Annotated in this window: 18 protein-coding genes; all 18 read left to right on the top strand. The window is 27.4% G+C overall.

What is annotated here, in order from left to right; translation table 11 throughout:
- Positions 1-12 precede the first annotated feature (12 nt).
- The 18 genes from EI427_RS21650 to EI427_RS21565 all read left to right on the top strand — a co-directional run bounded on the left by EI427_RS21650 (position 13) and on the right by EI427_RS21565 (position 12,785).
- Positions 13-666: an imm11 family protein gene (locus tag EI427_RS21650; RefSeq protein ID WP_126618941.1), complete on the top strand. Its 654-nt coding sequence runs from the start codon at positions 13-15 to the stop codon at positions 664-666.
- Between the two features lie 109 nt (positions 667-775).
- The gene (locus tag EI427_RS21645; protein ID WP_126618939.1) at positions 776-1,174 is read left to right on the top strand and encodes a hypothetical protein; all 399 of its coding nucleotides are present in this window, start codon (positions 776-778) and stop codon (positions 1,172-1,174) included.
- Between the two features lie 11 nt (positions 1,175-1,185).
- Positions 1,186-1,473: a hypothetical protein gene (locus EI427_RS21640; protein ID WP_126618937.1), complete on the top strand. Its 288-nt coding sequence runs from the start codon at positions 1,186-1,188 to the stop codon at positions 1,471-1,473.
- A 669-nt stretch (positions 1,474-2,142) separates the two neighbouring features.
- A complete protein-coding gene (locus tag EI427_RS21635; RefSeq protein ID WP_126618935.1) occupies positions 2,143-2,382 on the top strand; it encodes a hypothetical protein in 240 nt (79 codons plus the stop codon).
- A gap of 94 nt (positions 2,383-2,476) precedes the next feature.
- On the top strand, positions 2,477-3,040 hold the full coding sequence (locus EI427_RS21630; RefSeq protein ID WP_126618933.1) for a hypothetical protein: 564 nt from the start codon (positions 2,477-2,479) through the stop codon (positions 3,038-3,040).
- 546 nt (positions 3,041-3,586) lie between these two features.
- Positions 3,587-3,892 (top strand): hypothetical protein, encoded by a 306-nt coding sequence (locus EI427_RS21625; protein ID WP_126618931.1) that lies wholly within the window; start codon positions 3,587-3,589, stop codon positions 3,890-3,892.
- Positions 3,879-4,532, top strand: coding sequence for a hypothetical protein (locus tag EI427_RS21620; RefSeq protein WP_126618928.1), 654 nt, complete (start codon positions 3,879-3,881; stop codon positions 4,530-4,532). The genes EI427_RS21625 and EI427_RS21620 overlap by 14 nt, the downstream gene beginning before the upstream one ends.
- 200 nt (positions 4,533-4,732) lie before the next feature.
- Positions 4,733-5,371 (top strand): hypothetical protein, encoded by a 639-nt coding sequence (locus EI427_RS21615; RefSeq protein WP_126618926.1) that lies wholly within the window; start codon positions 4,733-4,735, stop codon positions 5,369-5,371.
- 686 nt (positions 5,372-6,057) lie between these two features.
- Complete coding sequence (locus tag EI427_RS21610; RefSeq protein WP_170178569.1) at positions 6,058-6,297, top strand: hypothetical protein; 240 nt, start codon at positions 6,058-6,060, stop codon at positions 6,295-6,297.
- Between the two features lie 85 nt (positions 6,298-6,382).
- Positions 6,383-7,387: a leucine-rich repeat domain-containing protein gene (locus tag EI427_RS21605; protein ID WP_126618922.1), complete on the top strand. Its 1,005-nt coding sequence runs from the start codon at positions 6,383-6,385 to the stop codon at positions 7,385-7,387.
- Between the two features lie 261 nt (positions 7,388-7,648).
- A complete protein-coding gene (locus EI427_RS21600; protein ID WP_126618920.1) occupies positions 7,649-8,059 on the top strand; it encodes a hypothetical protein in 411 nt (136 codons plus the stop codon).
- Complete coding sequence (locus EI427_RS21595; protein ID WP_155523308.1) at positions 8,001-8,486, top strand: hypothetical protein; 486 nt, start codon at positions 8,001-8,003, stop codon at positions 8,484-8,486. The genes EI427_RS21600 and EI427_RS21595 overlap by 59 nt, the downstream gene beginning before the upstream one ends.
- A 604-nt stretch (positions 8,487-9,090) precedes the next feature.
- Positions 9,091-9,474, top strand: a complete 384-nt coding sequence (locus EI427_RS21590) for a hypothetical protein (RefSeq protein ID WP_126618916.1) — start codon at positions 9,091-9,093, stop codon at positions 9,472-9,474.
- 108 nt (positions 9,475-9,582) lie between these two features.
- Positions 9,583-10,071, top strand: a complete 489-nt coding sequence (locus tag EI427_RS21585) for a hypothetical protein (RefSeq protein WP_126618914.1) — start codon at positions 9,583-9,585, stop codon at positions 10,069-10,071.
- Between the two features lie 237 nt (positions 10,072-10,308).
- Positions 10,309-11,109 carry a hypothetical protein gene (locus EI427_RS21580; protein WP_126618912.1) on the top strand — a complete coding sequence of 267 codons (801 nt, stop codon included), beginning with the start codon at positions 10,309-10,311 and terminating at the stop codon, positions 11,107-11,109.
- A complete protein-coding gene (locus EI427_RS21575; protein WP_126618910.1) occupies positions 11,090-11,728 on the top strand; it encodes a hypothetical protein in 639 nt (212 codons plus the stop codon). The genes EI427_RS21580 and EI427_RS21575 overlap by 20 nt, the downstream gene beginning before the upstream one ends.
- Positions 11,729-11,995: 267 nt before the next feature.
- Positions 11,996-12,316, top strand: a complete 321-nt coding sequence (locus EI427_RS21570; RefSeq protein ID WP_126618908.1) for a hypothetical protein — start codon at positions 11,996-11,998, stop codon at positions 12,314-12,316.
- 52 nt (positions 12,317-12,368) lie between these two features.
- Entirely contained in the window at positions 12,369-12,785 is a 417-nt protein-coding gene (locus tag EI427_RS21565; protein WP_126618906.1) for a hypothetical protein, read from the top strand.
- Positions 12,786-12,831 lie beyond the last annotated feature (46 nt).

The raw sequence follows: 12,831 nt of genomic DNA, 5'->3' as shown, positions 1-12,831 counted from the left end.
GGCTTATAAAATATGAAGTATTATAAATTAAGATTTGATGTAAACAATGATGTTTTAAAAGAGGTTCCTGATATTATAGAACAGGAATCTGATATTAGAGATCTAAGAGAATTTAATAACTTAGATAGAATCCCAGATTTTCAACCTTATTTAAATGACTTTATCATATATGATAAATTTAAAAATGTGGATATACTTGATTTAGACTTAAATAGCGGTATCATAGTTAGCAGTAAATTTAAAGATATCCTTTTAAGACATAATTTATCAGAACATCGTTTTTATGAAGCGAATGTATTTTCTACTAAAGGAGAAAAAGTAGATTTTCATTATCTCTTTTTGGTGAATACTTTTTATGATTTGTTAGATCTTGAGAAAACTAAATTTTATGGAATGGATTGGTATGGCAATAAACTAACTGATGCATTTAACATTAAAAGTGAGAAAGATAGAGTTGAATTGTCTAAAAGAGTAAGGAAAGATAATATCAATATAGAAGTTGTCAAGTCAGAAACTTATATTATTAGTCAGAAGTTAGACCTAATTAGATGTAATATCGAAAATGGATTTCTAATTTCTGAAAGACTAAAATATGAAATAGAAGAGTATGATCTTGAAAATATTGTTATTTCAGAAAAAGTTTATGCTGAAAATGTAAATTGGTAAAATGACTTTAATTCAATTGTTTGTTATACAACAACGTACTAACTTATCTATTGAATAAGTTTTTAGTATAAAATAAAATACACTTTTTGAAACATAAATTAATTGTAGTATGCAAAATAAAAAAATATTAAACTTGTTTATTATAGTTTTGGTAGGTTTTACCTTTTTTGCTATTAGTGACTATGGTGTAACTGAATACCTTAGATCATTTAAAAGATTAACATATTATGATTCAGTAAAATATGTAGTGAAAAACATAGAATTCAATAGGGGATGTTATTATATCCTTTCAGAAAACAATGATTCTCTTATTATCAGTTTAGGAGTGAAATTACTTAATAATGGAGATACAATTATCAAAAGTCCTAATTCATCAAGCTTTACTATTAAAAATGATAGTATTACTAAAACTCATGAGTTGAAATATTTGGAATTTAATGATTGGTTACATGATAAATTAGGTAAAAGAGAAACCGTTTCTAATAGAGGCGTAGTATCAATTAATTAATTGATATATATTTGAAACACCTCCTCTACATATCATTACTTCTAATTCAAGGAGTAGTCAATATACTAACAGTTGGTATAAGTCATGATTTTGATCCTTTATCAGGAGTTGATATAGGTGGTGTATTTAATTTAGAAACAAATAATGGTTTTCATAGTAATGATGGCTTTATTCAGGAACTTGGTTCTTTTATTCAATCTTATTTGGGTCCAAATATTACAATAACTCAAGCTACTATAGATGATTTTGTTCAAAAAATGAGAAATAATTTTAATATAGATGTTGAAGTTACAGAGTGAAATTAAGTTATTTTTAATAATATTATCCACAATATTGTATTATGTGATTCAAAAGATTATATCCGTGATGCTTGTCTTTTTTTTCTATGGATCAGGTACTCAAGGTTCAAAATATATGAGTTATTTTGAATTGGCATTTATAATATCACATGTACTTTTCTTTATTATTTTCTATAAAAAGAAACAATTGTTTTCCTTGAAGTTTATAATAATTCATTATTTCATTTCAATCCTATTAATTTATTTTTTTACTAATGCGGGTATGTTACCAAGTTTTGGAGTTTACTAATTTTAGATTATTTAAAATTTCACATGTTCCCCGACTATTCTGATTGTTAAGCGTTAGCGTCATTCGGAACTTGGCTATTGAATAAGTTTCCGAACTTATTACTTTAACAAAAAGAAAAACAGTTAAATACAAAAATTGACCTTAAAAAAACACAACAATCAGAAGCAAACATCAAAAAATGAGATACACTCTCTTCTTGGTATTATTTTTCACATTAGAGTTGTTACAAGGTCAAACCTACCCCTCACTCTCCCAACTATAACAACAACAATTAAAAGACAGCTTATTACAAATGTGATAAGCACCATAATTGCTTCCTTTTGTAGGAGGTAGAGTATGTGTATCATCAGCCCATGATTTCAATCGTGGGCAAATGAAGGATGAAGATTGGAGCATTGCCCCATACCTTAGGTTTAAGCTACCATTACAAACGATGGGAGTTAGAAGCCTTGTTTGGGTTAAACATCTCTTTCAATACAGACTCATTGAATTTGGACATCGCTGAACGTTGGTTAGCAGAAAGCAAACTAAAATACCGATTGGGAGAAGAACGAAAAGAAATGTTGACTTTAGGACATGGGTGGCAACTAAATATCCTAGTATTAATCATTAGGCTATAGGTTGTGGGGCTGTTGCACAATATAACTCAACAAATAATAGTTTTCATAATAAATCAACTGGTAATACTTCAACTTCATTCAACAAAATTAATTAATGAAAAGTTTAAAATATATAATTTTAGTATTGTTATTCAGTAATATAGGTATTTCAAGAGCTCAGATATTTGAAACAGATATTCAGTTCGTTTCTTTGAAAGATTCAATTTTAATAAATTCAATTGACTCGTTAATTGATTATGAAGTTAAAACTGACACATTATTTTCTAATAGTAAAGGATATTTCTTGTTAAATATTGATTATGAAGTAAGAAACGGAGTTGGTCCACCAAGTAGTAGAATTGATACTGTATTACAATATAATCTTATGAAGTCATATGGTCACCCTGATAAAAGCGTAAACCAAATTGAATCATTTTACCCACCTTATTTTACTATTATTAATAGGAGGTTGATATGTATTCAAATAGATGGACTTACAGAAAGTAAAATTTCTTTTACAGAAAAAAGCAAAAAGATGTATTTAGATTACCTTTCTAATTTTCTTGGGGACACAGGTGATAAATCTAGAATGATCCTATGGGATTTAAATTATAGCTATAACATTTACATTCTAAGAAACGGGGTTGGTTCACTTTCTCCGTTAATACGAAAAGAATAATTATATTTCCTAAGTACATGACAAAAAAATGCTAATCAGATAAAATGTTTAATTTTAAGTTACCACACAAAAAGTTAAACAAGATCTGATTAGCACAAACGAATATACATCATTATTTGAAATTTCATCAAAACATTAACTCTTAATAAAGCTAGGTTCACCTGTCTTTGTTGTATAATCTTAAGTCTTTTAAAAGTATAAACGTTAATTTCAATAGACTTTCACAAGGCTTTTCATCATCTGTAAAACTTGACTCTAAGTTAAGGAGAATCCAACGATTTTTTGCTGAATTTGAGATAGATGAAACAGCTTTTTCTCTATTTTTATTAAAGATGTTACCAGTTCAAGGAAAGTTACAACTTTCACTAGACCATACAAATTGGAAGTTCTTTTAAAGAAGACCATAGTTTCTACGATGGAAATACAACAGGTAATGATTATATCTATGACCTTAATGGTAGTCTTATTTCAGATATAATTACTGATAGTGGAATAAGTGATGCAGCTGTAGAAAATGTAGAAGAAAATGGAAAGGTTTACACCCCTATGATAAGTAGTGATGTGTTGAGTGGGGGGATAATATTTAATGATAAAATTGAAGTTAATACTAAAGGAGGTGGAATGAATAAATTATTAAATACGGCTAGTAATATAAAAAATACTTTGGTTCATGAATATAATCATCAGAAAGACACTAGAGAGGTTTATGATCCGTATACACATCAAATGGTTCCAAATGTTAGTGAAAAAAGAGCAATAGTTACTCAAAAAAAACATTCTTCATGGAATGGAACAACAAGTGAATACAAAATGAATGTTAATAAATATAGTGAAGTGCATGAAAAAAAATAAAATTCAGAGAGGTATAATATATTTTATAATTCTATCGGTAATTGTTTTTATTCTTTATTTGTTGAAAATTAAAAGTGAAAGACACTTAATTAAATTTGAGAAATCATATAGTGGTTTATTCATAAAAAATGAGTTAAATGTTAACTATATTGATTCAATAAAAGTGTATAATTTTTTTTGGGATAAATATGCAGTGAAATTATTGCATTCAGATCAGCAAAAAATAATTATTAGAACAAAAATTTCTCAAAGAGATATTGTTGATATTAGTAATTTAAGTTTAATAATTATTAATAATGACGACACTTTAAAAATGAATTATTATAAGCATGAAAAAAATATTTCTGGTGAATATATAATTTCATGGATTAATTATAATGAAATAGAGCTATTTGATTTTTATAGTTGTGATGTATCTATGTTAGGAGCTAGTAAGCTTTATCATTTTATTAAAAATTCAAGAATAGTCACTAGTGAAAATATCGCTATTGGCTTGGATCAGAACACAGTTTTACAATCAAATATTCGTAGTTGCTATTTAATGAAGATAGATGAAACTATTGGTTACAACTTAATATATGGTTTACTATATAATAAGAATAAATGTGTGGAATTGGTTGAAGTTTCTGAGTTTGATTAAATATAGTGCTAGATTGGAAAAGGCTCTTATAACGAATTGAGTTGATACTATATTATCAACAAATTACGGTTGAAAGTAGGGGTCCCAGGATGGATTTTCCTCTTTTTTTGTATTATGGATAAATTCAAAGAAGGCGATATATAGTGGTAATTTATCTTGGAAAGGTACAACAGGGACTTATAAAGCTAATATTAATAGATATGAAAAAGAGAAGACTTAATAATAAATTGCTAGCAATAAGTGTTTTGGTGATCACTTTGATAAGTGGTTTAATATATTTATGCTATTTTTTACTTAAACATAGACGTGATTCGAAATTATATACAGAAGTTAAACAAGGCTTTTTTGAAAATAGTAATGTAATTAATAATGTAACAATTGATTCAATAGTAGTAGATGATTTTTTTTTAGATAAATATGTATCGAGACCTGATCCTTCAATTAAAATTTATACTACAGTTTTTGATTTTAAAGATCAAGACAAACCTTTACTAGTGATTAACGAGTTAGATACTATGAAATTTTTTCATAGAGAAATAATAAAAATAGACAATAATGAATTCTTGATAAGATGGTATAATTCAAAATGGAAGGACACTCATAAATTATTAACCTGTGATATTGATATGTTGGGAGGGAAAAAGGTAGTTCAATTTTTTGGAAATTCTACTATTATTTTAAACGATCAAAAAATTTTAGGGACCAATGAAACTATTTTCAGGTTCAATTTATTAAGTGGCATCTATATGATAATAGATGAAAATCTAGGATTTCATTTAATATATGGTATTTTTTATGATAAAAAAGAATGTCTGGTAGTTCTAGAAATAGATGAATAGGCTCCAATAATTTTATAGATTTCAATTACTAAATGTACCCCTCTGTTCTGAAGTACTGTCTTAAAAGTCAAGTATTTTCATAGGATTATTTTTAGTTTATAATATTAAACTTTTTGAAACACCTCCTCTACATATCATTCCACCCACTGTTCGGAGTGTTAAACGCATTGTGTCACTCCGAACTCACCAATTGATTAAGTCTTTGACTTATAACAAGATGATAAAAAGCAAACATCAAAAAATGAGATACACTCTCTTCTTGGTATTATTTTTCACATTAGAGTTGTTACAAGCACAAACCTACCCCTCACTCTCTCAACTAAAACAACAATAATCAAAAGACAGCTTATTTCAAATGTGAGAAGCACCATAATTAGTGCCTTTTGTAGGAGGTAAAAGTCACTTTCAACGACTTCATCGTTCAAGAAAACCACTACTACCCATTTGGTATGAATATGGCGGGTATTGAGAAGGAAGGAATACCTGATCATAAATTTCAATATAATGGGAAAGAAAAGCAGGAAGAGATAGGGTTTATTGATTATGGTGCTAGTTTGGTTTGATGAGATGGGGAAAAGGCCCTGAGGAGGTAAATTATTTATTTGGGTTATACTTAAACCCAGATAAAGGATCTTTAAATAGTGATAAACCTCCAACTATTGAAGAGTTTTTATATGCAATTTCAAATGTATTTTTTTGTACATATCGAACGTAAAATGGCACTTTATTCATGTCATGTTCCTAATGATTATTACATTAAATTAGATAAATTTAGAAATAACTATAATATGGTTAATATAGCTATTGCTGGTTTTGCTCATTCTTTAACACAATCTTTTGGAAATACAGGCGATGACCATACTATCTTGGAATCTTCCGGAGGTGTTATCAAAAATCTTCATATTAAATCTTTTAAAAAATGTTAACAGAGTACGCGCGTTTATTTGGAGGTGAAAATCAGGTGTCCACTATGTTTATAGAAGATATTGAGGGTATGACATGGTAGTACGAATGAAAAAATTATTATTAATATTAATACTGTTTTATCTTACATCATGTAATGAGATTAGATTTAACTATTATTTTTTGAATTTGGAGCCTGATGAAAAAGAATATTTATCATTGAACCTATTATTAAAAGATAGTGTTGATTTTAACTATTTAAGTAGTAATGATATCAACAAACTTAAAAAATCTAAAAAAATATATCTCAAAGGGATTGGAAAAAACTTCCTTAATTTTATTAAATTACTGAAGGATATAGACCTTTTACAAATTATTAAATGCTCTGTATTTGAAGTTGATATTATAAAGTATAATTCTTTAAAAAGATTAGATATAGTTGAACTTCAATATCTAAAAAAACTTAAAATAAAACACAATGAATTATTGAAGAACATAATTGTTTTGCACAATGAAAATTTACAAAATATCTCTTTAGAGAATAATCCGTCTTTATCTTCTTTGACTTTAATTGATAGTCCTAATTTAAAAAATCTCATAATAAATAATCATGATTCATTGACTTCTTTAAGTCTGATTAAAGTTAATCTAGATAACATAAATGATATTAATATTGTACATATTAAGGAGTTGAATTTATCTGAAAACAATTTCATTAAGTTTAATGAGGAATCTAAGTATTTAGAATTTTTGTCATTAAGTAATAATAAATTAAATGATATCCGTCTTTCAAGTTATGAAAAATTAGAATGTTTACATGTAGATGATAATAATTTGAGAAAGTTAAATTTAGAATTTAATTCAGATTTAAAAATCATTACTTGCAGTAGTAATAATTTGAGAGAGTTAAATTTAGAATTTAATTCAGACTTGATATTTCTTAATTGCAGTAACAATAATTTATCAAAACTAGATTTAAGAAAAAATCCAAAACTGGAAAGTGTTTATTCGTCTGGTAATGAAATAGATACTATTTTAGTAAATAAAGATTTTAATGGTGTAATTGATAAAGATTCATTTACTTTAGTTTTGAAAGATTCGATTTTATTATAACCTAAGAAAACTTTCTTTTTTTAAAACAACAAGCAAAAAGCAAACATCAAAAAATGAGATACACTCTCTTCTTGCTATTATATTTCACATTAGAGGTGTTGCATGCACAAACCTACCCCTCACTCTCCCAACTAAAACAGCAACAATTAAAAGACAGCTTATTTCAAATGTGAGAAGCACCATAATTAGTGCCTTTTGTAGGAGGTAAAAGTCACTTTCAACGACTTCATCGTTCAAGAATACCACTACTTCCCATTTGGTATGAATATGGCGGGTATTGAGAAGCAGGAGGATACTAATACTAGAGGTTTTCTTGAAGCAGAGGTTGTTGATAATGAAAATTATATTAGAGATTATTTTGGGCTAAATATCAGAAGGAATTATGATGAAATACCTAGTAAGAATTCAAAATTTAAATCAAGTTTTACACTAATTGATGGAAGTATTAATTCTACATATTTTGCAGTGAAAAATACATCAGCCTATAATTCTAAATCAACTATAAATTTAAAAGAAAAGGAAGCGAAATTCTTAAATAGCCTTAAAAATGGAGTTGGGGCTAAGAAATATTCAAAATATGGAGCATTTACAATGGACAAAATATTTGATGGTTATGATTTCTCTAGAAAAAAAGTTAATCAAAATGTTGTTATTATTGATTATAGTGAGTAGCTGTAATGAAAGTAATAAAACTTTATCATATGACTTAGAAAAATGGGAAGATGACACATTACAATGTATTGATTCTACTGAATGTAAATTCAGTATTAATAATATTTTTAAAAAATCAAAATTCTTTGAAAAAAGAAAAAACTTCATTGATTTTCTTATTGAAAAGAAGATTAATAAAATACAGTGGATTGAAGAGGAGTTGTTATTAAAAAGTGAAAATTTTGAATATTATTATAATGTAAATTTTAAAACTGTAAATGGAGATTATTTTTTTTATAATTCAAGCGAAAAATCTCTAGAAAAAATAGATAGTTATGAATTTAAGTCATTAATGTTTTACACCAATGAGATTAATATACGTTATATTTATCAATGTGAGCTAACGGCTCATATGGCACTTTTATATTTTAATTATAAATTTGAATGATTTTGACTGTTAAGGGATAACATCATTCAAAACTCACTAATTGATTAATTATTAGACTTATAGCATATCATCAAAAAATGAGATACACTCTCTTCTTGCTATTATTATTCACATTAGAGGTGTCACAGGCACAAACCTACCCCTCACTCTCCCAACTATAACTACAACAATTAAAAGCTAGCTTATTACAAATGTGATAAGCACCATAATTAGTGCCTTTTGTAGGAGGTAAAAGTAACTTTCAACGACTTCATCGTCCAAGAAAATCACTACTTCCCATTTGGTATGAATATGGCGGGTATTGAGAAGCAAGGTAAGCCAGATCATAGGTGGAAATTTCAAGGTCAAGAGCATCAAGAAGAATTAGGTTGGGATTCTTTTAAATGGAGAAAATGCTGATCCAACTATTGGTAGATTTTTTAATGTAAATCGCTTTGAGCGAAAGTTTCTATTATAATTCTACTTATGCTTTTAGTGAAAATGCGGTAACCTCACATTTTGAACTAGAAGGTCTTGAAAAGGTATCAATTCATAACGACTTTAATGATAATGAATCTGTAAGAAGTGTTTTTTTATTAATCAACAATATGGCCCTACAAAAAGTATGATTCAGAAGTTTAAGAATAATCAGAAAATTTACAATTTAGTTTATGTAGTAAGTGACATTAGTGGGTCTAGTATGAGAGGTACTTTTTCATCACTTAAAGCGATGAAAAGATTTACTAAAGACTTAACAATTGATCAATATAATACATACACGGATAATGGGAGTAAAAAGGGTATATTGGTAGTTTCAAGTGGAAGTTATGATAATATTAAAGAGCACTTTTCAACTTGGAATCACGAAGATTTTCATAGTTATACAGAAGAATTTGGACTATTTCCGAATAAAAATATCATGAGAAGTATTTTGGCTTATATCAATGGCATACTTCAAATGATGAAGATATTCAGAAATGGAAAGACACAAAAGCTAAACGTGCATTAGATTGGTTTGATAGAAATTGGGAAAAAGAATTGGAAAAACAATTAAATATTTTAGATATGCGTGAAATGAGACATCAAATGGAAAAGTTACAAGAAATTATTGATAATTATGAAATACCTCGTTCAAATATTTAGTTTATTTATCGTTATATCCTTTCTTTCAGGATGTAACGATGTAAAATCAAATCATAATATAGCAGATCTTTCAAATCTAAATACATATTTGGAATTGAAAGAAGAATTGAAGTTTATATTGTCTGAATTAGATTCATTACATAATTATAATTATTATGACCGTGATACTATTATTATAAAACATAAGGATATTTCAATTCCTATTTTAATACAGGATAATATATTCTTCAATGAGGAAGATATCTATATACATATTTATACAAAAGAAGTATCTTATCTAAACCTTTATTCTAAAATACGAAAAACAAAGTATATTTTTTCAGACTTTAATAATAATGACTCCTTACATGATGTATTTTTGAAATATAAAGATTTGTATAACAGCGAATCTGATTCTATTATTTCAAGATTAGTGATCTTATATAAGCAAAATTATTCAAATAAAACTTATTCTTTAGAATAAGTTTTATATTTAAAATAGAAATTAAAAAAATGAGATACACTCTCTTCTTGCTATTATTATTCACATTAGAGGTGTTGCATGCAGAAACCTACTCCTCACTATCCCAACTATAACAGCAATAATTAAAAGACAGCTTATTTCAAATGTGAGAAGCACCATAATTAGTGCCTTTTGTAGGAGGTAAAAGTCACTTTCAACGACTTCATCGTCCAAGAAAACCACTACTTCCCATTTGGTATGAATATGGCGGGTATTGAGAAGCAAGGAACGCCTGATCATAAATTCCAATACAATGGGAAGGAGAAGCAGAAGGTTATTGGGTTTATTGATTCTGACGGAAGGAGTCCCGATGATATAATTATAATTACTCTTAACAGTAGTAGAGGTAATAGACATAGTGTAAATGTTATTGAAAAGGAAGGAAGAGATAGAATTTATGTTAATAGAAGTTCAAGATTAACTTATATGGGAAGTACCGATAATGGTTCTTCAAAAAGTTATACAAATGGAAATGAATTAAAAGGGGATTTCACGACAGCTTCTGGTTATAGTTATGGTGCTTCTGATGTAATGTATGGTATTGGATCAGATATTAGTCAGGCTTTTGGTACTAGTGATAATATACCTGTAGGTGTTAGATTAACAGGTACTAGTTATAATCAAGAAGGAGTGAAAACTAAGGCAAGTTTATATCTTGGAGAATCCGATACAGGTTGGTTTTCTGATAAGAATATATCTAAAAATACTACTCCTATGGCAGGTAAAATGGCAGGATCTTTATATTCAATGTTTGGAGTTTTGACAGAAATGTTAAGTTGGCCAGGAACAAATGGTTCTAATAACGAACCAAAAAGTCAACCTGACAAGAAAAAAACTAGTAATAGTAATTCAATAGTTTTAGATACAATAGAAGCAAAACCCGGAATTAGATATCCTTATTCTAGACCTATGATTGAAAGATCTCTTAATGAATATGATGAAATTATTGAAAGACATATAAAATTAAATAAACATAACAATGAAGAATATACTAATTAAGACTATTCCAATAGCATTTTTTCTTATATCATGTGACCATTCAAATAAATATTATTGGTATGATATAAGCTTAAAAGGGAACATTAAAGAGTTGGTTGAAAGTTATGAAAATTTAGGAGTAGATAGTATGAAAGTTTGGTTTGAAAATAAAGCACCATATAAATCAAGACAATATATTAATGGCAAAGTGACTGTGAGAGATAAGTTTGTCTATGATTTTTTTAATAATAAATATGAAAAACTATTTTTTAATGGCAAAGATTATGAGAGTTCTATTGAATATAAATTAAATGATAACGGACTCCCGTTCGAAATAATAGATTACTATAATAATAAGGTTTTTGCAATACTTCATGACATATATGATCAAAATAATCGATTAACTTATAGATTTATAAATTACCCAAATGGCACAAAGGATACTGTTCAATATAAGTATAGTAATAATAAAACTGTTGAAAAATGGAAAGGTGTTAACTTTAAATCTCCTTGTATTATAATAATGAATGATCTTGAGTTAGACTACAATGAAAATTGGGTCAAAAGAGAAAAGTTAACATATTTTGGAGATTCACTGGACGAAAAAGAAATATATACCCGGATTATCAGATATGAATAGGGGGATAGCTTTTTCTTATGTAAGTGGAGTTAAGAGAAAACAGAACTACTTACTTCTATAATTGACAAGGCTTTTAAATAGAAACAAATAATTTTTGAAACACCTCCTCTACATATCATTCTATACTGGAACAATTGATGTGTTTAATGCAGAAGGATTTATAAGTGCAGGTAACATCGTGAAATTGTCTCAGATATTTTAGTAGAAGAATATAGAAATGTATTTACTCCAAATGCTGTTGATAGTGGCTTTGCTACTCCTGTAATAATGGAGGGTTATTCGACAGGAGATGTTCTTGCTTTTACAGGAAAAGATAAATGGGATTCAAAGAGATTTTTTACAACAAGTGAAGGAGTAAATTTAGGTCAAGGTAGTATATTTGGTCTTGCACCTTTTGGAAATATATATACATATACTGGAGATGCAAAAGATTTTAGTTTAGAAAACCATTATGGAGGTGAATCATTATCATTATCATATACATTTCCAATTCCTTTTGCTAATGCAAGTTTAATTTTAACGGTGCCATATAAAGAACAAAAATATAATACATACGGTATTGGTATAACTCCTGGTTATAATATGTGAGGACAAAAGAATACAACAAACGTTTTTGAAAGTTATTATGATCTAATAAAAAATGAAAAATAAGATAGCAATTCTCTGGTTTATTATCGGTTTCCCATCATTTATTGTATTTAATATTTATCATAATTATGATTTAAAAAATGAGGATAGACAATATAGTTTAATCAATTATTACAGCACCTTTAAATATGAAGTAAAAGAATGTTATCAATATAGAGGTTCTTATAATATTATAACAACTACTAATGATAGTATTTACTTTTTATTTCAAGAAGATAATGATTATGTTAAAATTATTCCAAAAGATAGCTTGATAAAGAATGCTAATAGTAATAAGATAACAATACTTTCTCATGGAAAGGAATACATAAGGGAACTTACATATTACCCTAGAAATTCATACTTGCATGAATTAAAAAATGAGGAAGAACACTTAAATAAGTATGGAGAAGTAGAAAAGGAAAGATAGTTTTTGATGAAAAGTTCTCAATTTATCTATCGAATAAGTTTCCAAA

It is taken from the genome of Flammeovirga pectinis (assembly GCF_003970675.1).
In the GTDB taxonomy this organism is placed as follows: Bacteria; Bacteroidota; Bacteroidia; order Cytophagales; family Flammeovirgaceae; genus Flammeovirga; species Flammeovirga pectinis.
Note: the sequence above shows the minus strand (reverse complement) of the source record. Positions and strands in the feature narration are given on the sequence as shown.